This window comes from Nocardia sp. Marseille-Q1738, from assembly GCF_965283145.1.
The window spans coordinates 115627-137633 of sequence record NZ_CBDIMS010000006.1 but is presented as its reverse complement, the minus strand read 5'-3'; the positions used below and the strand labels follow the sequence as shown (position 1 = coordinate 137633).

Sequence of the window (22007 nt, the reverse complement as noted above, 5' to 3'; positions counted from 1 at the left end):
CCTCTTCCAGGCCGTCGTGGCGCTCGTCGCTCCGGACCAATTCCTGGCGGAGAGTGTCGAACAACGGCAACGTCGGTGTCCCCGGAACGAGTGGCCCGCAGCGCTTCCGGGTCGACACGGAAGTTGGTCACGGGCGGTCCCGCAGATAGGAGCGGTTGCGGTAGTACTCGTCCTCGGATTCCTCATCCAGCGGTGCGGGTTGGTCCTGTGCGGCGGGAGGCTCCGGAAACATCGTGCGGACCAGATCACGGATGCTTGGCGCGCCGGGCACCAGATCCGAGAGATCGGGAATCCCACCTGCTGACGCTTCGAGAGGCGCGACGGCCTGTTGGGTGGCCTCCAGCGCCATCCGGGCGGCGGCCTGGACGGCCTCGGTGATGGAGTGACCCAGCTTCTCCGGCGTGGAACGCTTGAACGCCTCCGGCTCGACGTGGACTTCCACCGGAACACCGGCGGCGTTGCTGACCACGCGGATCAGGTTGTTCGACGACCACGCTGTGACCGCGGTGCTCGCGAGCGCGGACTGCGCCTCGGCCAGGTTTCTGCGCTGTTGCTCGAAGACCTCCAGCAGCGAGTCGACCTGGTCACGCAGCGCATCGGTGGATGGCTGCGCCGCATCGCGCCCACTGTCCTGCACTGCAAACCCCCACTTTCGAGAATCCGGCCCGTTGCTGAATCTGACGCAGCGGCCCGACGATCGGTTCCATCGAATGTCAGATTCCATCACCGGCCATGCGGGCGCCGCAACTGCAAGGATCACCCGCACGTTCGTGTGACGGCCGTTGGCTGGATCTGGCCGCGACGCAGTTGCGATGTGCCGGACGGGCGCGGAACTGCGAAATAGGCTGCGATTGCCCTCCGTTCGCACTCAGCGTCGTTCCGGCAGGATCGTCCCGTGCTCGTCACGGGGGAGAACACACCATCGTGTTGACCGCGCGGTTTCAGCCGGGATCGGCCAGCCGTCCATTCGGGAATCGTGAGACGGTGCTGGCTCGCTTCGACGAGCTGCTGGCCGAAGCGGCCGAACAACTCCGGGTCATGCTGCTCAGCGGTGTCGGCGGGATCGGCAAATCACGGCTGGTCCCCGAGCTGCGTGTGCGAACCGGTCCTATCGCGCGGCGACCATCGCATCCACCGTCTCCGGGGACAGCATCTCGTCCGCCACCAGGCCTGCCAAACCCACGAACGCGCCGTTCTCGCCCAGCTGGGAAGGGCCGATGTCGAGGTTGCGCAGTGCGCTCGCGTGCGCGTTCGACTCGACGGTGCGTCGCATTCCCTCGAGAAACGGAGGCAGCACCCCGATCGCGCCGCCCACGCGGACATAGGTCGGGTTCACTATCGACACCATCGTCGCGACCACGGTCCCGACGAGGCGCCCGGCCTTTTCGGCCGACCGGATCGCATCGGGTCTGCCGTCGCCGACGAGCCGGACGACATCGTCCACCGTGCGCACGCCGAGCGGTCGCAGCTCGCGGGCCAGCGCCTGCCCGCTGGCGCTGGCCGCGACGCACCCGCGGCGGCCGCAGCTGCAGCGCTGCGGGCTGCCCTCGATCCGCATGTGCCCGATCTCCCCGGCGGAGCCGCTCTCGCCCCGGTGGACGCGTCCCGAGATCACCACGCCCGCACCGATTCCGGTGCCAACCTTGACACCCACGAGAGTCGCGCCGGGACGGCCCAGCGCGCAGAAGTCGCCGAACGCCAATGCATTCGCGTCGTTCTCCAGCAGAACGGGGACGCCGAGCGCGTCGGCGAACGGTTCGCGCAGCGACGCGCCGTTCCAGTCCGGCATGGTCGGTGGCGCCACGGTGACTCCGCGCTCATGATCGATCTGCCCGGGCACCGACAGCGCCATCGCGCAGAGGGTGTCCGCTCGCCCGGTCTGTCGCAATAGTTTCCGGCCCGCGTCGAGCAGCATCGGCACGATCTCCCGTGGACTGTGCCGCAGCGGCAGCCGATGGTCCTCGCGCGCGAACACCGTCCCGCGCAGGTCGACCACCGCCAGCGTCGCATGGCTCTGTCCGAGGTCGGCGACCAACGCGGTGCGGCCGGTGTCGTCGACCTCGAGCACTTCGGCACGCCGTCCGCCGCTCGATTCACGGTGGCCCGCTTGGCGAACGAGGCCGAGAGCGCGCAGCGCCTCCAGCCGCTCGACCATCGTCACCCGCGACAGGCCCGCACGTTCTTGCAGTTCCAGCCGCGTCAGCGGGCCCGCGGCGCGCAGCAGGGCGAGCACGTGTCCCGGTGAGGTGGGGCTCGACGGCGTGGAGGTTGTCGCGGGCATATTGACAATATCCCTCAACGGACTTACGTTAACCAAACTGACAAAAGTCCGAAACGCGGTGTGCCGGAACAGGAGCCATGCATGTCGGTATCCGGTGTGACGCGCAGATCCTTCTTGCGCGCGGCGGGCGCCACGGCGGCACTGTCCGCCGCGGCCTGCACCGGCTTCCCGACCAGCGGCAACGGCGGGATGATCTTCCTGTCCACGCAATTCCGTCCCGCTGATGAGGCCGAGCGGTTTCGCGGCCTGCTCGCCGATACCGCACCCGGCGTCGGTTACGTGACCATCGAGGAGAGCCCGTTCTCCAGCCAGGTGCGCAGCCAGGTCGACGCGGGCTCGACACAGATCGGCCTGCTCGGCGGCCTGCACGGCGATATCGCGCCGCTCGCCGATGGCTACCTGCAAGACCTCACCGGTCTGCTCGCCGACCTCGGCGACCGAGGCTGGTCCGCCGATTACCTGAGACTCGCCAAGGTGGGCACCGACAACACGTGGTACATCCCTTGGGCCACAGCGAGTTACGTCCTCGCCGCACACGCCGATGCGCTCGAGCACCTGCCGTCCGGTGTCGACGCCACATCGCTGACCTATGACCAGTTCCTCGACTGGGCCATCGCCGCGCGCCGCGCCAACGGCAACCGCCCGATGCTCGGCCTGCCCGCGGGTCCGAAGGGTCTGCTGCACCGGTTCACACAAGGGTTCCTGCTGCCCTCGTTCACGGGCGGACAGATCACCACCTTTCGCTCGAACGAGGCCGTGACGGCGTGGCAGTACTTCCGTGAGCTGTGGGCCAACTGCGCGCCGTCGAGCACGAATTACGACTTCATGCAGGAGCCGCTCGACAGCGGCGAGGTGCGCGTGGCGTGGGACCACGTGGTCCGCCTCGTCGACGCGCCCGAGCGCGATCCCCAGAACTGGCGGATGCTGCCCGCCCCGCGCGGCGAGCGCGGCCTCGGCTACATGGCCGTGATCGCCGGACTCGCGGTCCCCAAGGGCAGTTCGGACCCCGAACTCGCGCAGCGGACGATCAGCACACTCACCCGCCCGGAAACCCAACTCCGGCTGCTGCGTTCCAACGGCTTCTTCCCGTCCGTCGACACGGCGATCCCGGACGACCTGCCACCAGCCGTCCAACTGGAGGCCGACGCGGTGCGCCGACAGCAGGAAGCGCCGGGCGCCATTCTCTCGCTGCCACCGGTGGGTCTCGGCCAGCGCGAAGGTGAGGTGAGCAAGGTGTTCAAGGACAGCTTCCGCTCGATCGTGCTCGACGGAGCGGATATTCGAGCCACCCTGGATCAGCAGGCACGGGTGCTCCAGGGCATCCTCGACGACCTGAAAGTACCGTGCTGGGCTCCCGACCCCGCCGCCGACCTCTGCCGGGTGGGATAGCCATGATGTCGCGACTGCGCTCTCCGTGGATCCTGCTGTTGCCCTCGATCGTGCTCATGCTGGCGCTGTTCGGCTGGCCGCTCGGGCAGGGCGTGCTGGAGGCCTTCCGTGGTGACGACGGCTTCACGCTCGCCAACTGGGAGCGATTGTTCAACGATCCCTATATCTTCAGCGCCCTGCGCAACACGCTCGTGCTGATCGTGATCGTCGTGCCGATCCAGCTCGTGCTCGCCGTCGGCATGGCGCTGCTCATGCAGGCGCGGCCGCGATTCGCGGGCGGCCACTTCTATCTGTGGTGCCTGCCGCTGGCGATCTCCGAACTGGCCGCGGGCCTGGTGTGGCTGTCCATTTTCGACAACCGCGGCTATTTGAACTCACTGCTTGTCGGGCTCGGTCTTTCGGAGGACGGTGTGCAGTGGCTCAGCTATCAGAACACCGGCACGATGCTGCTCGCGGTGGTGATCGCCGAGATCTGGCGGGCGACGTCACTGGTGTTCGTGATCGTGGTGGCGGGCGTGCAGATGATTCCGCGCGACTACGACGAGGCCGCGCAGGTGTTCGGCGCGAACTTCTGGCAGCGGCTGCGGCACGTGACGCTGCCGCTGCTCGGACCGAGCCTGCAGGTGGCGCTGATCCTGCGGACGATCCTCGCGCTGCAGGCGTTCGCCGTCGCGCAGGCATTGACCGGACGTGACTTCCCGCTGCTCGTCGGTGAGACCTATGAGTGGTACGCGAACCTGCAGAACCCCGCGGTCGCCAGCGCCGTCTCGCTGATCGTCCTGGCGATCTCGCTCGCCACCGCGGTGTTCTACCTGCGGACGGTCCGGCAGCCGGAGGAGGCGCGGTGAGCCGCAACGCGATGGACCAGACCGAGCAGCGCATCCTGCCACCCATCGATCGTGCACCGCTGCGCAGGCGCCGCTGGCGCAGAGTGTGGGTGCAGGTGGCCTGCCTCGCCGTGACCCTGTTCATGGCGCTGCCGATCGTTCTCATCGGACTCGCCGCGGTGTCCTCCCGCGAGGCGCTCAACGAGTTCCCGAAGCCGTTGATCCCCGCCGATTTCTCCACCGAGACACTGGTCGCCTTCTTCCAGGCCACCGGAACCGTCCAGGCACTGGGCAACTCGGTGCTCGTCGGCCTGTACACGGTGTTCTGGTCGCTCGTGGTCGGCGCGCCAGCGGGATATGCCTTGGCGCGTCATGCGTTTCGGGGCAAAGACACCTACCAGGTCTTCATTCTCTTCGTGCGGGCGTTGCCGATCGTGGTGCTCTCGGTGCCGCTCGCCACGATGTTCCTGCGGATCGACGTCTACGACACGGTGTTCGCCGTGACGCTGGTGCACACCACGCTCGCGCTGCCGACCACGGTGCTCATCACGGCGAGCATCTTCGTCGCGGTGCCGGCCGATCTGGAGGAGGCCGCGCGGGTCTTCGGCTGCACCCGCTGGCAGGCCGCGCGCACGATCGTGGTGCCGCTCGCGCTGCCCGGCCTGGCCGCGTCGTCGATCTTCACGTTCGTCTTGTCGTGGAACGAGATTCTCGGCGCGACGATCGTGACACTCGGGCACCGCACGTTGCCCGCGCAAGTGCTCACGGCGCTGGACGAGGCGTCGACCGCGTACCGCTTCGCGGGCGGTTTCGCGTTGATCATCCCGGCGCTGGTGTTCATCTTCGTGATGCGGCGCTACCTGGTGAACATGTGGGGGACGACGCTCAGATGACAGGGGTTCGCTGATGGCTGAAGTGGTGGTCCGGGATCTGGTGAAGACCTATCCCGGCGGCACGGCGCGCGCCACCGACGAGGTCTCGCTGGAGATCGCCGACGGCGAGTTCATGGTGCTACTCGGGCCGTCCGGCTGCGGCAAGACGACCTTGCTGCGCATGATCGCCGGACTGGAGCTGCCCGACTCGGGGCAGATCGTCATCGGCGGCAAGGACGTCACCTATCTCGAGCCGCGGCGGCGCAACCTGTCGATGGTGTTCCAGTCCTACGCCGTGTTCCCCAACAAGAAGGTCGCCGACAATATCGGCTTCGGCCTGCGGGTACACGGCGTGCCCGCTGACGAGGTCCGCCGCAAGATCGCCTGGGCTGCCGATCTGTTGCAGCTGACGCCGTATCTGGACAGGTACCCGGCGCGGTTGTCCGGTGGACAGCGTCAGCGTGTCGCGGTGGCGCGGGCGATCGTGATGGACGCCGACGTGCTGCTCATGGATGAGCCGCTGTCCAATCTGGATGCGCTGCTGCGTCTTTCGTTCCGTGCGGAGCTGAAGAAGCTCGTCGCGGAACTGGGCACCACCACGATCTACGTCACCCATGACCAGGTCGAGGCGCTGTCGCTGGGCAACCGCGTCGCCGTGATGCGCGACGGGGCGATCGTCCAGTGCGGCCCGCCCACCGAGGTCTACGACGACCCCGCGACGGAATTCGTCGGCGGTTTCCTCGGTAGCCCGCCGATGAACTTCCTCACCGGCGCGGTCGCGGCGGGAGACGACGGGCTGCGCATCGACCTGGGTGGGCAGTCCCTGGCCGTGCCTTCGGCGCTGTCGTCGTTCGAGGGCGGAAAGCTCCGGCTCGGTATCCGACCGGAAGCCATCGCGGTGGACAACGGTCCCGCTGACGTGACGGTGCGCGGCGAGCTCCAAGTGCTCGAACCGCTCGGCTCGTCGACTCTGCTGACCACCGACATCGGTGGGCAGACGGTGAAAGTCCAAGCGCCGCCAGGCTTCCGGGCCGACGCGGGCGGCACGTTGACGCTACGCGTGCCGCCCGAGGCATGCCGCTGGTACGACCCGGAGACCGGATTGCTGTTGGAGGTCGAGTGATCACCGCCGCGGGCGACCGCGATATCCATTTCCAGCCCGCCCGGCTGGTCGCCCGTGCCACGCTGGTTCTGCGGGACAACGACACGGGCAACCTGGTCACCGCGGCGCCCAAGCTCTATCCGCACATGTGGAGCTGGGACGCGGCGTTCATCTCGATCGGACTGGCCTACTTGGACGTGAACCGTGCTGTCACGGAACTGAGCACGCTGCTGGCCGCCCAATGGGCCGACGGGATGATCCCGCACATCGTGTTCACCGACGACAGCGACTACTTTCCGGGGCCGGACCGCTGGGGCACCGACTCCGCGCCGCAGGCGCCGTCCGGCGTTCGCACGTCCGGGATCTGTCAGCCGCCGGTGCACGCGATCGCGTTGCGCCGCATCGTCGAGATCGCGCGTAAGACCTCGCAGGCCGACGCCGAGCTGGCCGAGCGGTTCGCGCGGCGCGCCTGGCCCGCGCTGTATCGCTGGCATCGCTGGATCGTGCGACACCGTATGCCCGACGCGAGCGGCCTGGTGTCGATCGTGCACGGGTGGGAGTCCGGCATGGACAACTCCCCACGCTGGGACGAGCCCTACGCTGCTGTCGTCCCCGGCCCGGACCTTCCGCCGTACACGCGGCTGGACCTGCGGCAGGTGAACGACGCGAGTGAGCGGCCGAGCGCGGAGGAATACGACCGATACCTCTGGCTCATCGAGCAGATGAAGCGCGTGAACTACCACCCCGACGAGGTCGTGCGCACGTCGAGCTTCCTGGTGGGCGATGTATTCACCACCGCGGTGTTCGCCGTGGCCAGCGATACCCTCGCCGGGCTCGGCGCGGACCTCGGCGCTGATTCCGGGCACATCGGCGACCTGCGTGCGTGGGCGGCCCGAGCGCGGGAAGCGGTCGCAGGCAGTGTGCATCCCGAGACCGGTATGGCGCGCGACCGCGATATCCGGCACGGCCGGTGGCTGACCACCGAATCCATCGCCGGGTTCGCGCCGCTGCTGTGCGGCGGCCTGCCCGCCGACGTCGAGAAACGGCTCATGTCCACCCTGGACGGCCCGGACTGGTCGGGCAATCCACACCTGCTCGCCGCGGTGCCGCCGTCGGTGTCGCCCTCGTCGCCGGCGTTCGACGCGCGTTGCTATTGGCGTGGTCCGCAGTGGCCGGTGATCACCTGGCTGTTCGGCTGGGCGTTCGAGCAGCGCGATTGGCCGCGGCACGCGAGCGAGTTCCGTGCCCAGGGCGTGCATTTGGTGTCGGACGGTTCGTTCGGCGAATACTACGAGCCGTTCACCGGCAAGCCGCTGGGCAGCACGAACCAGTCGTGGACCGCCGCGGTGGTGCTCGACTGGCTGTGCGGGGTGTGGTGAGCTTCGGCTCACCAGGCGGGGCGGATCGGTCCGTGTGGCGCGATCTCGACCAAATCGGCGACGAGCTGCCCGAAGCGCGCCTCGCCCAGTGCCTCTCGCCATGGTGCGACGGCGGCCTGGGCTGCCTGATCGGCGGCGCGGGTGGCGGCCCAGCCGTTCTCGGTCAGCTCCAGCAGCCTTGCCCTGGCATCGTGTGGGTGCGGTCGACGCAGCACATATCCCTTGCGGACCAATTCCTCGACGAGTTGGGCGGCGGCCTGCTTCGTCACCCCCAGGTGCTCGGCCAGGTCGGCCGTGGTGGCGCCGCCGAAGGAGATGCGGGCGAAGGCGAACCCGTGGGCCGGACGCAGGCCCTCGAATCCCTGCCGGGCGACCCGATCGTGGATCTCCTGCACCAACTGTCCCGAGAGTGCGAGCACGAGCGCGGAGAAGGCCAGGGCGTCGTCCATGGCTTGACTGTAGCTGGTCAATCTGCTTGTCTATATAGACAACCAGGTTGTCTATATGGAGTTCTAATGTCTTTCATCCGCAGTAACGAGGCCGTCGTGCACGAGATCCACGGCGCCCGCTTCACTTCCTACGTCAGTCCGGCCACTGGCAGCCGGGACCTCGCAGCGTGGCGCACCGAAGTCCCGGCGGGAACGGTGCCTCCGGCGCACGTGATCAGTCACGAAGAAGCGTTCTATGTTCTGTCCGGTCGACTTCGGTTCACCATCGACGGCGAAGCCGCCGAACTCGGAGCCGGTGACGCGGCGGTGGCTCCAGCGGGCTCCGCGCTATCGGTCGCCAATACAACCGACGAGCCGGCGCACATGTGGGTGACTACGCGTGTCGGCCTCAGTGCCGAGCTGGCCGACGGCAGTACCCTCACGCCACCGTGGGCCAACTAGTCAGGAGGAATGCTCTGCGCCGCAGCGGTCGGTGGTGCCAGCAGGGCTGCGGCCGTTGCGATCAGGGCGGTGTCCGTAGTCGGGTCGGCGTGGTCGGCGATGCCGGAGCGGAATAGTGCCGCGCCTTCGATGAGCATTGTGAAGAGGCGTGCGTTCGTGTGGCAGATGTCTTCGGGTACTTCGGGATTCCGTGTCCGGATGACGTGCGTGACTTGTTCTTGGTAGGTCCGGTAGAAACCGCGCACCGCTTCGGCTATCGATTCGTCGCGGGCAGCGAGCGCCCACACTTCGGTGTAGATACGCACGAGCCGTGGGTCCTCCTGCTCTGCCAGTAGCGCTCGGATCAGATCGGCGACGGGTTGGTTGGACGTCAGCAGCGGGCTCAGGCGTTGCAGGGACTGTTCGAGGGCGCGATTCAGTACGGCGGTGACCAAATCGCCGCGGTTCGGAAAGTAGTACTGCAGATGGCCCAGCCGTACCTCTGCGGCGGAGGCGACGGCGCGCATGGTCAGTTCGCCGTGTCCGGCATCGATGAGGATCCGTTCGGCGATGTCGAGCAGCTCGCTTCGGCGTTGGGTTCCCTTGGTGGTCCGGGCGACGCGGGGCGGCTGGGTCATGCGGCCCTGCTCGTCTCGGCTACGGTGTCGATCCGCACACCGTGCTTCGCCAGCATGGCCGGAACCTCGGTGGGCGCGGGTGTCTGCTCGGGGAAGCTCATGCCGGGAGAGGCGGGTGCTCCGTCCAGCCCCAGAACCCGGTGAATTCCGAGCAGTGCGCCGACCGCTGTGAGGTGGGCTTGCCCGGCCGGGTCGGTCACAACGGCGCTACGGGTGATTCCGCCGTGGGTGACATCGACGCGTACTCGAGCGACGCCGCCCTCGCCCGGTGCGTACAGCAGTGTCCGCCGCGCAGCGGCGAAACAGTCGCCGCGCCCCCAGCGGAAGAATCCGATTCGCTTGGCCGCGAGCAACGCGGAGGTGGACGCGGCAGAACTGAACCCGATACGGGTTGCTGCCGTGGTGGTGCCGAGTGTCAAGGGCAGTGTGAACTGTTCCGGCGTGTCGATGCGGGCGACCCGGGTAACGCTGTCGCCGATGCGGACTCGTCGAACGTCGCTCAGCGGCATCACGGTGCGCCGCAGCCCGTCCTCGATCACCTCGTAATCCAGTCCCAGCCGGTCCATGAACTCCACCGAGTCGGCCCCGGCCCGGTCCCGCAGGTCCCAGCGGATCGCCACCTCGACGGTGTCCGCGCCGCCGAGTTCGTCGGCGAGATGGGCGGTGACGAGGCTGGTGACGCCACCCATCCAGGCCGAGGACAGCAGGACCGGCGCGGTCGGACCGAGCATCGAGGCAACGGTCGCAGCTCGTTGCAAACGGCTGGTCCAGCGGGTGATGTCCACGAACGGCACCCCGCCCGCGATCGCCGCCCGCAGGATCCGGTCATCGGGATCGTTGACCAGCCCAGCCACCGCTCGCACACCGGCCCGGAAAGGAGCCGGATCGGCCAGATCCCACCTGCGCAGCGCCGCACCGGTTTCCGCAGCCAGATCCCGACCGCGTTCCACGGACCGGCCGGTGAGCACCAGCGGCAGCGACGCAGCCGCCATCCGCGCCAACTCGGCGCCAACCGTGCCGTACCCGCCGACCAATAGAACCGGGCCCTGCGCATCGAACTGGAGGTCATCGTTCACATGCTTAATATAGGTCGGTTGACCTAAAAAGTCATTCGCGGTGTTCTCTCGTCCCGTAGTCTGGGACAAATCACCTAGCCGAGGCACCGATCCAGATGCCGGTGATGACATTGGCCATGATCGATCGATCGGATTGTGTCTGCCCGTAAACGGCGACGACGGTGCCGACGCGTATGTCGGCCGGACGGGCCGCAGTCACGACGTACATCTTGGTGGCGCTGTTGCTACGGACCTTGACGCTGCTACCGGTCAGATTCTTGATCACTAGTGTCGTACCGTCGTTGGCGGTGACCTTCCCGACGGCGACCCCGATGCCCAGCCTGGCGGCAGGGGGCACGGATGCGGACGTTGCCGCGGGCGCGGTAGTCGGTGGTGCCGTGGTGCTCGGGGGAGTGGTGGTGGCGCGGAGTGACGTTGTCGGCGTCGCCTGCTGCTCGATGGAACGGTCGACGAACAGGCAACCGGAGACCACCAAAAGCACTACGCCGATACAGAGCCCGACGAGCGCGGCTGTCCCGGATCGATACAGGTGATCCGTGAAATGCTCTGCGCCTAGCTTTTTCGGCGAACTCATCGCCGTTGTTCTTGCCTTGTAACGCGATTCGTATGCGGACGTGGCTGGCGCTTCGCTGTGCGCATCCGACGGCGAACCGATGCCGCTCCCGGTGTCCGAGCTCGCGTTCATCCTGGAAATGGTTGCCGCTGAGAGTGTTCCGGGATCGTCCCAAGCTGAGCTGGTGGACCCACTCTCGCTGCCATGCGTGCTCCACCGGGGCATAGAACGAGCGTATGTGTCCCCGCCCACGTCCTTGTTGTCACTGGCGGGAGTACGGACGCGACCAGCGCCGACGGGCGCTCGTCGGCTCAGTCGCTTGATCCGAACATCATGGGGTGCATGCCAACTACCTGTTGTGGGTGGTCCGTTTTCCGATGGCGGCGCTGAGAGCGTCGAGTTCGGCGAGGACGTCGGTTGCCGCCCAGATTCGATTGCGTTTGTTCTCCGAGAGCACCTCGAGGATGCCGACTTCGGTCAACCTACCGAGGGCGCGGTACACGCTGGCCTCGGTGGTGCCGGTGATCTTCTGTGCCGTGTCCGCGTTGAAGATCGGCGTGTCGAGCAGTGCGGCCAGTACCGATTCGTCTGCGGAGTTCGCTCGCGGCTTGGCGCGGGCACTCCACTGTGCAGGGAGGTCGGCGAGGGCACGGGCGGATTCCTGCGCGGCCTCGCAGGAGTGGATCGTTGCGACAGCGACGTATTCGACGAATTCGTCGACACATCCTTCGCGGTATCTGTTCAGCTGGCTGAAGTAGCGGCCGGTGTCGGCGAGCATCGCTGATGCCAACGGAACCGTGACTCGCTGGGTGAGTCCGCGTCGCCGCAGCGCCGCGCTGATGAGGGCGCGGCCGATGCGGCCATTGCCGTCGGTGAACGGATGGATTGATTCGAACTGGGCATGCGCGATGGCGGCCTGTGCGAGGATCGGCAGGTCGTTGCGGCCGATGAAGGCGATCAGGTCGTCCATCAGCTCAGCAACCAGCTCCGGCGGAGGCGGAACGAACAGCGCGTCGATCGGGGTGTAGTCACTGCCGCCGATCCAGTTCTGAACCGTGCGCAGCGAGCCGGAGTCCCGAGCGGTGTAGAAGTCGGGGGCCATCAGCAGACGGTGCGCCTCCAGGATGGAATCGAGCGTGATCGGACCGTCGGCGGCTGCGGCCACGAGTGCCGCCAAAGTTCGCACGGCCGCCAGTTGCGATTTGGCCTCCTCGCTTGCCTTCCCCCCGGCGACCGCTTTGCCGAATGCGCGCCAGCCTGCGTCGATGTGTTCGATCTTCGACGATGCCACGGACTCACTGCGCAGCAGGAAGTCGGCCAATGGCGCCAGGTGCTGACCGTAGCCCGCCTCGAGCCGCGCTACCGCGATCACCGCGTCCTCAAGCGCTCGCGCGACCGGCCCGGCGGGTGTGTACGGGAGGTCGGCGATGCGTGGTGGGATCGAGACTTCGATCTCGGTGAGGGTACGGTCGGCGCGTGAGCCTTGGCGGTGGCGAGGGCTCCACGGGAGGGTGTCCGCGTCGTGAGATGGCCAGCTCATGACCCCTCCTTCGAAGGAAGAACTGCGACTAAATGCGCGCATAATATACTTTGTCTATACTAATCTATGCTAAGTGTGTGCCACCTGTACTTTGGTGTGAATGGTCCGATGGCTATCTCGGTATTTCACCTCATGGCCGGAACGATCGATGCGTGACGAACAGGCGATAGCGCGTCTCTCCGCGGACTTGGCGCCGCTGTGGCAGGCATTGCATCGGCGTCTGTCGACAGGCCGGCCGGTGAGTCGAGTCAAGGTCGGGCCGCTTGACATCGGTCAGCAGACCGCCCTGGCGGATTTCTTCGGGTCGTCTCGACTGCCCGGTGAGTACCGGATAGTCAGCTTGGCCGAGGTCGATGCGGTGCTGCTCGAGGTCAGCGGGGCGGATGCCTACACGGTCGTCGAGCACCTCGTCGGACCGGTTGGCGACAGATCAGCCGAGCGAGCTGCCGAAATGGCTGCTCGACAGCAATTGTGGGCGTGGTTGTCCGGCCACGACGTCGTGCGCGCACAACCTGTTCTGGAGGAGTGGGTGGCCTCGACGCGGCGCGCGGGACTGATGACGAAGTCGGTCGAATACACGAGATTCGAGCTGGGGCGGGCGTTGCGCGTCCTGCGCGAACTGCCGGGAGCGGGTGTCCCTTTGCCGGTATTCGCCGAGCGAGTGCTCGGCGACCCGCACGCACTCGACGACGGAACGCGGTTGCAGGCCACGGTCGTCCGCGCACTGGCCGTGCTGTACGACGGCGAGCCGCCAACCGATGCCATTCAGTTGCGCGCCCTGTGGGAGCGTGCCGGGGTGGCCGATGACGAACTGTCGTCCACTGTGCTCGTCGCTGGTTTGCCGACCAGCGCTGCCGACGGAGTGGTCGGCGAGATCTTGCGCACCTGTGCGAGCCGTGGGCTGGCCGCGGTTGTCACACTGCAACAGATCCGATGTGAGCCACAACTGGCCGAAGCAGCCGGTCGAGTGTGGGTGGTCGAGAACCCCAGCATTCTCGCGATGGCGTTGGCGCGCTTCGGCGATCGTTGCCCGCCGATGGTGTGCACGGCCGGGTGGCCGAGCAGCGCCTGCGTGCATTTGCTGGATCGGCTGTCGCGGGCGGGAGCCGAACTTCGCTACCACGGTGACTTCGACGGTGAGGGTTTGCGGATCGCCGCCAACATCGTCGCCAGGTTCGGGGCGGTGCCGTGGCGGATGACCAGCGCGGATTACCTCTCGGCGGTGGGGGCGAGCGGACCCGCCGCCGGCCGGGTGACGCCGGTGCCGTGGGATGGCGACCTGTCCGAGCACCTGCGCCGGACCGGCCTGGCGGTCCCCGAGGAGCGGGTTGTCGACGTCCTGCTCGCCGACATCGAGCCGTGAATGTCGGCCCCTGGGGCTATGGTGGGCAGTCGAGTCGCCAGCCAGGGGGAATTGCTATGGACCCGATTCGTGTTCCGCCCGAGATGTTCCGCTTCACCAGCGGCGATCGCGCCGGTCTCTATGTGTCGGTGCTGCACGCGTTCGGTGAGGCGAACGAACGTCTGGAGACTGCGCTCGGCATCGACGAGGTCCGGGCGCGGCTACGGTCGGTCGGATGGTTGGAAGCCGTCGAGGACGACGACCTCACCGCGGCGCTGGACCAGCTGCACACCTGGAATCTGGTCGACGTGATCCAGAACCATTCCGAAAACTACCGCACGGCAAGCGAATACGAACGCCGCAACCTCCAGTACTCGCTCACCAGGCAGGGGGAAGCCGCATTCGCCGGTGTCGTGCACGCGATGACGGTCCTCGCCTCGACCGGCGCCCTGCAGACCGCCGTACTCGACGCGATCTCCGACCGGCTGGCCGACCTGGCGCACGAACTCGACTCCGGCCCGGACCGCCGAGTGTTCACGGTGTTGAGCGAGCTCGAGTCCCACTTGGAGGCGCTGCGCGGCAACACCAAACAGTTCAACGGCGAACTACAGCGACTGCTGCGTGCCGACGGCGTCGACCTCACCGTATTCCACGAGGTCAAGGCCGCCACCGTAGCGTATCTCCAGGAGTTTCTGACCAACATCGAATACCGCACGCACGCCATCACCTCCCGCATCCAGTTGATCGAGAACTACGGCGTCACCCGCATGCATCAGCGCGCACTGCTCGGAGCCGAGCTGCCGCAACTGAGCGGCGCCGATCCGGGCTCCACGTGGTTGGAGCACCGGCGGGCGCGCTGGGACGGTCTGCGAGCCTGGTTCTTGCCCGCCGACGGGACGACCCCGCGCATCGACCAGCTACGACAAGTCGGCCGCAGGGCCATCATCACGCTGCTGCAGGTGCTCGACCGGATCACCGAGTCGCGCAGGAGGTCCAGCAGCGCCGCGGCCGACTTCCGTGCACTGGCACGGTGGTTTTCGGTGCTGCCGGAGCAGGACGACCTGCACCGGCTGTGGTCCACGGCCTTCGGGCTCAGCTCGGCGCGGCATCCGCATCTGGCGCACCCCGACCCGGAGCTGGTGAGCTACACCGCGTCGTGGCACGAGGCGCCTGCGGTCGAAGTCTCGCCGTTGCTGCGTTCGTCGGGTCGTACCGAGCGCTTCGGCAGGACCGGCGCGATTCCTGATGTCGCGGCGATCAAAGCCGCCAGGGCTGCCAGGGCCGCGGCCGAACGGGCCGAACTACAAGCGGCGTGGGACATGCTGGATACCGGTGGAACCGTGCGCCTTTCGGGTTTCGGCGAACTGGATCACGGCGTGTTCGAACGGCTGCTCGAGTTGCTCGGGCGAGCGCTGGGCAGCGCGCCGGAAACGAACGGAATCCGGCGGGGCAGCACCACGGATGGCCGTGTCGAGATCGTTCTGCGCACCCCGCCGGACGGCGGAATCGCCGAACTGAAGACGCCGCGCGGCGTGTTCCGCGGACCCGACTACATCGTGGAGGTCACCGCGCTCGGTCGCGGTGCGCGGCGACGAGGAGCATCCGCGTGATCACGGTGCGAGCGACTCACGGGAGGAAGCCTTGAGCGAGCTCGCCAATCAACTGGTGATCGCCGAGCGTGAGGAGATCACCCGCGGCGTGCGGCATCTGCTCGCCGATCCTTTGATCACCGAACGTGCCGCACCGGATGTGTTCGACGTGATCCGGCGGCGGCACGATCCGATCGCGAAGTGGTTCGACTACCACTGCGGCTGGACGCTGATCGTCGAGCCACGTCTCGGCTATGCCCGCCTGGTCAAAGTACGCGCGGCCCTCGATCCGACTCGATCTGCCCGCCGATTGCGTTCCGGCAGAGCAGAATTCGATCGCAGACGTTACGTCCTGCTGTGTGTGGTGGCGGCGGAACTTTTCGCCGCCCCGGTGACGACGATCGGTCTGCTCGCAGGGCGGGTGCGTGTCGCCACCGCGGAGGACCCCGTGGTGGCGAGCTTCGATACGGCCAGCCGCACGGAGCGAATGGCTTTCGTGGACGCGCTGCGGTTGCTGGAGGCGTTCGGTGTGCTCGAGGCAATCGACGGAGCCGCCGATTCGTACGTGGAGTCGGATACCGCGAAGGTGCTGTTCCGAGTCGATACCACGCTGCTGTTGCGTTTGCTGGCGCTCCCGACCGGCCCGTCGCAACTGGGGCTGCCCGCCGAGGAGGTGTCGCTGCGGTTCGACGACGTCCTCACGGAACTCACCAGGGAACGCCGCTACGGTCTGGCGGCTGCGCCGGGCAGGCATGCCGACCGCACGGGTGTCTCCGACGTTCAGCGCAATCTGTGGTTGCGGCACAGTGTATTTCGTCGTCTGGTGGACGATCCGGTGGTGTACTTCGACGAACTCACCGAGGACGAGCGAGCCTACCTTGCTTCGCCCACCGGCAGGCAGTTACTCCGTCGCGCTGCCGAACAGGGCGGTTTCGTTCTCGAAGAGCGGGCCGAAGGATTGTTGCTGGTCGACCCGGACGGCATCGCCACCGACAGCCGGTTCCCCGATGACGCCGGCACCGCCAAGGTGGCAGCGCTCCTCCTTCTCGACGCCATGCCGGGCCCGACCACCGCCGAACAGTTGCAGCGCAGCGCCGCCGGAATCCTGGACCGGTTTCCGCGCTGGGCTCGCACCTATCGCGGTGATGACGGCGCGCGGCAACTCGTTTCCGATGCACTCGCCGTGCTGAAGTCGTTCGGGCTGGTCCGCCTCTCGGCGTCGGGACTGGTGATCCCGCTGCCCGCCGCCTCCCGATACCGCGTCAGCGAGATCCGCACAGCCGACACCGCCGAGGAACCGTCATGACCGTGACTCAGTTGCCGCAACCGCTGCCCGGCGCGGAGAAAAGCGTCCGGTGGGTGCCCACTCGCGCGGGAATACTCAACGTCTGGCGCTACTACAACGAGGTTTTCGAATTCCACGACGGGCGTCTGCTGCTGCGCGGCCCGAACGGCAGCGGCAAATCCAAGGCGCTGGAACTGCTGCTGCCCTTCCTGTTCGATGCGAACCTGCGGGCCAATCGGTTGTCCACCTTCGGTACCGGTGAACGAACCATGTATTGGAATCTCATGGGTGAGGGCGCGTCCGGTGCCACCCGGGTCGGATACGTTTGGCTCGAATTTCGGCTTTCCGGGGAGACCGAAAGGTGGTTCACTTGTGGTGCGCGGCTACAGGCCACCAGTCGGACCACGTCGGTACACGCGGATTACTTCACCACCGAGTTGCGGATCGGCACAGCGGACTCCGAGCGGGAGCTGGTGCTGACCGAATCAGGCCGCCCGCTGACCCGTGCGGCACTGGACGAGCGGCTCGGCGCCGGAGGAAAGGTGCACGACACCGCGGCCGACTACCGCGCGAGAGTGCGTTCGACGCTGTTCCCCACCTTGAACGAGCAGCGATACGACGCGTTGATCACCGCTTTGCTTCAGTTGCGGACGCCAAAACTGTCGCAGCGACTCGACCCGGCCCTGCTGTCGACGCTGCTGTCGCGCGCGCTGCCGCCGCTGAGCCACGACGAGATCGCCGACCTCGCCGAGGGCTTCGAGCGTCTCGACGCGCAGCGGGAACGGCTGGCGCGCTTGGATGCCGAGGTCGCGGCGACTCGCACGCTGGCGCGTCATCAGCGCACCTATGCCCAGCGGGTACTGCGTGCCGGGGCCGCCGCGCTCATCTCGGCCACCACAGAGCTGGAGAGAATCTCCAGTGCGGCGAAGAAGTCCGCTGACGAGTACGAGCGTACCGAGCAGCGTAAGCGCGAGACCGAGGACCGCATTACCGCACGTAAGGCCGATCTGTTGCACGCCGAGTCCAGGCGTGACGGGCTCACCAAAACCGACGCCTACAAACAGGGCTTGAAACTCGTCGACTTGCGCAAGCAAACCAGGAGCGCCGAGGTGCGGGCAGAGCGAGCCGAGGCGGAGGCGCAACTGAAACAGTCTGCCGCGGCGACCGCCGCTGAGCAGCACGCCGCAGCCGTCGAGTCCGAACGGCGGCTGGCAGAGATCGCAGAGCGGAGCGGCATCGAAACCCGCCAAGCCGCGCACCGCGCCGGACTCGTCAGCGTGTACGACGAACTGACCCGCGATCCGGAAGCCGACCAGTCCCGAGCTTTGCTGCGCGCAGCGGTGCGGGGCAGACGCGACCGCATCGGCGATATGGCTCGCGCGCTCGACCGACACGAACGTGCCGTCGACTCGCGTACCGACGCCGAACAGGCATTGGAGACGGCCAGAGAGGAGTTCCTGCAAGCCCGGGACGCGCAGACCGCGGCCGCCGAGGAACGCGCACACGAACTCGATGCCCTGCATGACCGCCTGCGCGACTGGGCAGTCGGATGTCGCGCACTGTTGTTCGATGATCCGGACGCCATCGCCGATCTCGCGGATAGCCGATCAGCACTGAGCGACACAGTGAACACGGTGGTCTCGGCCGCGTTGGAGGATGTGGCACGGCAGGAGACCCGATGTGAGCGGGAAATCGACGACGCGGAAAGCAAGCGCGGCGAGCTGGCCGCCAAACGGGAACGCCTCGCCGACGAACACGACATCCCGCCCGCCGCCCCGGCCTGGCGCACCACCGACCGGAGCCGGATGGCCGGCGCACCCCTGTGGCGGCTGATCGACTTCGCCGACGGACTGCCCGGTAGCACCGCGGCGGGTATCGAGGCGGCCCTCGAATCCGCCGGGCTGCTGGACGCCTGGATCGGTCCAGGTGGAGCCGTGGAAGGCCACGATGTGTTCGCCGACCACACGGCTCTCGAGCCGGTCACCGGTCGCTCCCTGGCAGAGGTTCTCGTTGCCGTCCCCGACAGTCCCGTTTCCCCTGACGTAGTGCGCGGGCTACTGGCCACCATTGCCTTCGGCGACCGACTTCCCTCCGCGTTTGTCGCGGCAGTCGGCGCCGATGGCAGCTGGCGCATCGGCAACCTCAACGGCAGCTGGCACAAGGATCAGCCCGCCTACATCGGCGCCTCGACCCGCGAACGCACCAGACAGCGGCTCATCCGCGAACTCGACGGCGAAATCGCCGAGTGCGACCTTCGGCTGCGCGAGCAGGACGCCCGACTGCGGCAGCTGGTCACTCACCGCGGCCTCATCGAGTCCGAGCGCGACAGGCGGCCTGATCACGCGCTGCTCCTGGCTGCCGAAAGCAAGCTCACCCGCACCGAATCAGACCTGGCCGCAGCCGATCGTCAGGTTCGCAAATCTCTCGAGACCGTCGCGGTAAAGGAAGCCGCGGTCAAAAACGCGCTGCATGGCCTTTCCTTGCTCGCCGCCGGCACCGGACTCCCCACCGAACGCACCGCTCTCTCGGCCCTGAACGGAGCCATCGACGATTTCGCTGGTCAAGCCGACGTCTGGCTCGACGCTCACCGCGACTTGCGGCAGGCCCGCGCGACTACGAGTGAGCGCGCCGAGCACGCTCAGCAGTCCGCCGCCGACGCGGCCGACCGCGCTGAAGCCGCTGCCGAGTCAGCCGACGAGTACCGGCAAATGAAGACCGAACTCGAAGCGATCGAAGAGTCGGTCGGGCGTGACTACCGCGAAGTGCTGGCCGAGATCGAGCAGCTCCGCGTCCGAATCGAGGAGCTCAACGGCAACCTCGAACAAGACCGCGCCACGCTCACCGACCTCGCCACCGAGGTAGGTCGTCTCGCCACGCAGAAGACCGCCGACGCCGAGGCCAAAGAGACCGCGACCGCGGTGAGAGACGCTGTCGCGCTGCGCTTTCGGCATCTTTCCACCGGAATCTTCCCAGACGACAGCGCGCTTCCCGATCTGCTGAAATTCCGGGAGACGCTGGCCATCTCGGATGGTGTTCGGGCCGCACTCGACGCCGCGCGGTTGGTCGCCGCGGCCTGGCCCACCGTGCCGTACGCTCCGGCGAACCTCAACGAAGCCGTGCGCCGCCTCAACGAGGCGGTGCACGAATGCCGCACGGCGCTCAGCGCCCGCGCCGATCTCGACCTCGAAACCGACGAGGACGTTCAGGTCTTCACCGCCGTGGTCGACGGAGTCCGGGTCGGCTGCGCCGAACTGCTCCAGGTCCTCGTCGCCGAAGCCGAACAGAGCAAGAACGAGATCACCGAACAGGAACGGCGGTTGTTCGACCAAACTCTGACCGGCGACACCCGCCGCCACCTCGCCGCCCGCATCCGACAAGCCAACGACCTCGTCGACAGCATGAACGCGCGGCTCGAGCGCGTGCGCACCGCCTCCAACGTCGCCGTCCAATTGGTCTGGCAGGTAGGCAAAGATCTCCCACCGGGCACCAAGGCCGCCCGCGACCTCCTGCTCAAGGACCCCGTCCGCCTCAGCGAGGCCGACCGCGAATCCCTGCACCGCTTCCTGCGCGACCGCATCGAGGAGGCGAAAGCCGACGACACCGCCACCAGCTGGGAACAGCAACTCGCCCAGGTCTTCGACTACACGACCTGGCATCGTTTCGTGGTCAAGATCGACCGCGGCAACGGGGAAGGCTTCCAGGAGCTGACCAAGAAACTGCACGGCGCGCTCTCCGGCGGCGAGAAGGCCATCGCGCTGCACCTACCGCTGTTCGCCGCCGTCGCCGCGCACTACCAGGCCGCGACCCAGGCCCCGCGCGTGATCTTGCTGGATGAGGTGTTCGTCGGAGTGGACACCGTGAACCGGGGACAGATCTTCGCCCTGCTGACGGCGTTGGACCTGGACCTGATGCTGACCTCGGATCACGAGTGGTGCACGTATGCGGAGTTGAGCGGGATCGGGATTCACCAGATCGTGGGCGGGGACGGGAATGACGCGGTGACGACGGCGCGGTTCACCTGGAACGGGCAGGAGTTGGTCGAGGCGTGAGCCGAGGTTGTGACCTGATCAGCCAATCGGCGTCAACGACAGCGCCTCCCCGTCGGTGAGACGAGGAGGCGCTGGAGGAGGGGCCGAACGTTAGTACGGCCCGTTGACGTTGTCGATCGAGCCGTAGCGGTGAGCCGCGTAGTTGCAGGCGGCGGTGATGTTGGCGACCGGGTCCCAGATGTCGAAGGGGGTGCCGTCGACGTGGTACGCGTTGAAGGTCGGGTCGATCACCTGGAGCAGCCCCTTGGAGGGGGTTCCTTTGGCGGCGTTGGAATCCCACGTGTTGATGGCCCGGGGATTGCCGCCCGACTCACGCATGATGTTGCGGTGGATGCTGTCGTAGCTACCCGGAATGTTGTGGACACGCATGACGTCGAGTGACTGGCGAATCCAGCCGTCGAGGTTGTTCTCGTAGACCGGGGGCGGCGGCGGAGGCAGGACGCCCAGAGGGGGAAGCGCGGGCAGCGGCGGCAGTGGGGGCAGGCCAGGCAGACCGGGGGCGTCGGCGACCGTCGCAATACGGGACGGAACGCTGTCATCGGCTACCGCCACCCCAGCGGAGGCACCAAGGGCGACGATGCCGATCGCGGCCGCGAGGACGGCACCTTTACGAAGCGATCGGTGGCGGAAAGGAGAAAGGCGTGACTCAGGCATTGCGAAATCAGTTCCTTGATCGTGCGGCGATCCGCCCCGACAAGGCAGCGCGGATCGACAGCGGGCGTCCAGTGGGGAGTTCGCCCGTATCGGCCATGTGCTGTTTTCGGATTTCGTTGTGAAAGGCCAGGGTTCGAATTCCTGGCGGCGCGATGCGGGAACTACTCGGGGCGGTGCCCCTCGGGTGCCGCTGTCGTACCCGGGGGAGAATCCAGTCACAGGCTGGTCACTGGTTCCTCTGGTCTCTTCCGGACCTGATATCAGCTTGATCACGATAGATTAACATTTGGCAAACTAGTGGTAAACAAGTGAAATTGCCGATCTTGGAGAGCTCTGGCTGAGCGGCTCGATATACCGCCTGATCAGGCGCTTCGTGTACAAACGTGATATGCAACACAATGCGGGACTTTTTTGTAACGCGGGTGCTTTTATCTCGATCCGATCACCGGGTATCACGGGGCCGTACGCGGAGCAAGGTATCTAACAATTATTTCGACCTGCCGAGATCCTTACGGCGCGACGCCACGCCCACGTGTAGGAGTCGTCCTGGGGGCACTTTCAG

General features: G+C 67.0%; 18 protein-coding genes. 10 read left to right on the top strand and 8 right to left on the bottom strand.

All coding sequences use genetic code 11. The features are described 5' to 3' along the window. Window positions 1-127 precede the first annotated feature (127 nt). Both ACWPXK_RS22250 and ACWPXK_RS22245 read right to left on the bottom strand, forming a co-directional pair. Window positions 128-637 (bottom strand): YbaB/EbfC family nucleoid-associated protein, encoded by a 510-nt coding sequence (locus ACWPXK_RS22250; protein WP_454198113.1) that lies wholly within the window; start codon window positions 635-637, stop codon window positions 128-130. 471 nt (window positions 638-1108) lie between these two features. Then, window positions 1109-2281, bottom strand: coding sequence for an ROK family protein (locus ACWPXK_RS22245; protein WP_454198112.1), 1173 nt, complete (start codon window positions 2279-2281; stop codon window positions 1109-1111). 81 nt (window positions 2282-2362) lie between these two features. Here ACWPXK_RS22245 and ACWPXK_RS22240 point away from each other — a divergent pair, with 81 nt between their 5' ends. Genes ACWPXK_RS22240 through ggh form a run of 5 tightly spaced genes read left to right on the top strand, consistent with a single transcriptional unit; the run spans window position 2363 to window position 7850 of the window. After that, window positions 2363-3670 carry an ABC transporter substrate-binding protein gene (locus tag ACWPXK_RS22240; protein WP_454198111.1) on the top strand — a complete coding sequence of 436 codons (1308 nt, stop codon included), beginning with the start codon at window positions 2363-2365 and terminating at the stop codon, window positions 3668-3670. 5 nt (window positions 3671-3675) lie between these two features. Continuing rightward, complete coding sequence (locus ACWPXK_RS22235; protein WP_454198110.1) at window positions 3676-4518, top strand: carbohydrate ABC transporter permease; 843 nt, start codon at window positions 3676-3678, stop codon at window positions 4516-4518. Next, entirely contained in the window at window positions 4515-5390 is an 876-nt protein-coding gene (locus ACWPXK_RS22230; RefSeq protein ID WP_454198109.1) for a carbohydrate ABC transporter permease, read from the top strand. The genes ACWPXK_RS22235 and ACWPXK_RS22230 overlap by 4 nt, the downstream gene beginning before the upstream one ends. A gap of 13 nt (window positions 5391-5403) precedes the next feature. Continuing rightward, window positions 5404-6492: an ABC transporter ATP-binding protein gene (locus ACWPXK_RS22225; RefSeq protein ID WP_454198108.1), complete on the top strand. Its 1089-nt coding sequence runs from the start codon at window positions 5404-5406 to the stop codon at window positions 6490-6492. Continuing rightward, window positions 6489-7850 (top strand): glucosylglycerate hydrolase, encoded by a 1362-nt coding sequence (gene ggh, locus ACWPXK_RS22220; protein ID WP_454198107.1) that lies wholly within the window; start codon window positions 6489-6491, stop codon window positions 7848-7850. Before ACWPXK_RS22225 ends, ggh begins: the two co-directional genes overlap by 4 nt. 8 nt (window positions 7851-7858) lie before the next feature. On the opposite strand, the gene ACWPXK_RS22215 is transcribed toward ggh, so the two are convergent. After that, window positions 7859-8299 carry a MarR family winged helix-turn-helix transcriptional regulator gene (locus ACWPXK_RS22215; protein WP_454198106.1) on the bottom strand — a complete coding sequence of 147 codons (441 nt, stop codon included), beginning with the start codon at window positions 8297-8299 and terminating at the stop codon, window positions 7859-7861. A gap of 66 nt (window positions 8300-8365) precedes the next feature. Here ACWPXK_RS22215 and ACWPXK_RS22210 point away from each other — a divergent pair, with 66 nt between their 5' ends. Next, entirely contained in the window at window positions 8366-8740 is a 375-nt protein-coding gene (locus ACWPXK_RS22210; protein ID WP_454198105.1) for a cupin domain-containing protein, read from the top strand. On the opposite strand, the gene ACWPXK_RS22205 is transcribed toward ACWPXK_RS22210, so the two are convergent. The 4 genes from ACWPXK_RS22205 to ACWPXK_RS22190 all read right to left on the bottom strand — a co-directional run bounded on the left by ACWPXK_RS22205 (window position 8737) and on the right by ACWPXK_RS22190 (window position 12526). Next, complete coding sequence (locus ACWPXK_RS22205) at window positions 8737-9357, bottom strand: TetR/AcrR family transcriptional regulator (RefSeq protein WP_454198104.1); 621 nt, start codon at window positions 9355-9357, stop codon at window positions 8737-8739. The genes ACWPXK_RS22210 and ACWPXK_RS22205 overlap by 4 nt on opposite strands. Further along, entirely contained in the window at window positions 9354-10433 is a 1080-nt protein-coding gene (locus tag ACWPXK_RS22200; RefSeq protein ID WP_454198103.1) for a saccharopine dehydrogenase, read from the bottom strand. The genes ACWPXK_RS22205 and ACWPXK_RS22200 overlap by 4 nt, the downstream gene beginning before the upstream one ends. 70 nt (window positions 10434-10503) lie before the next feature. Then, the gene (locus ACWPXK_RS22195) at window positions 10504-11118 is read right to left on the bottom strand and encodes a hypothetical protein (protein WP_454198102.1); all 615 of its coding nucleotides are present in this window, start codon (window positions 11116-11118) and stop codon (window positions 10504-10506) included. 217 nt (window positions 11119-11335) lie between these two features. Beyond that, window positions 11336-12526, bottom strand: coding sequence for a Fic family protein (locus tag ACWPXK_RS22190; protein ID WP_454198101.1), 1191 nt, complete (start codon window positions 12524-12526; stop codon window positions 11336-11338). Window positions 12527-12674: 148 nt separating this feature from the next. Between ACWPXK_RS22190 and ACWPXK_RS22185 the strand changes: the two genes are divergently transcribed. Genes ACWPXK_RS22185 through ACWPXK_RS22170 form a run of 4 tightly spaced genes read left to right on the top strand, consistent with a single transcriptional unit; the run spans window position 12675 to window position 20791 of the window. Continuing rightward, a complete protein-coding gene (locus tag ACWPXK_RS22185) occupies window positions 12675-13889 on the top strand; it encodes a TIGR02679 family protein (RefSeq protein WP_454198100.1) in 1215 nt (404 codons plus the stop codon). A gap of 56 nt (window positions 13890-13945) precedes the next feature. Further along, window positions 13946-15478, top strand: a complete 1533-nt coding sequence (locus ACWPXK_RS22180) for a TIGR02677 family protein (RefSeq protein WP_454198099.1) — start codon at window positions 13946-13948, stop codon at window positions 15476-15478. Window positions 15479-15509: 31 nt separating this feature from the next. Further along, window positions 15510-16763, top strand: a complete 1254-nt coding sequence (locus ACWPXK_RS22175) for a TIGR02678 family protein (protein WP_454198098.1) — start codon at window positions 15510-15512, stop codon at window positions 16761-16763. Continuing rightward, window positions 16760-20791: a TIGR02680 family protein gene (locus tag ACWPXK_RS22170; protein ID WP_454198097.1), complete on the top strand. Its 4032-nt coding sequence runs from the start codon at window positions 16760-16762 to the stop codon at window positions 20789-20791. Before ACWPXK_RS22175 ends, ACWPXK_RS22170 begins: the two co-directional genes overlap by 4 nt. Window positions 20792-20881: 90 nt before the next feature. Here ACWPXK_RS22170 and ACWPXK_RS22165 read toward each other — a convergent pair whose 3' ends face one another. Next, entirely contained in the window at window positions 20882-21445 is a 564-nt protein-coding gene (locus tag ACWPXK_RS22165; protein WP_454198096.1) for a transglycosylase SLT domain-containing protein, read from the bottom strand. Between the last annotated feature and the right edge of the window lie 562 nt (window positions 21446-22007).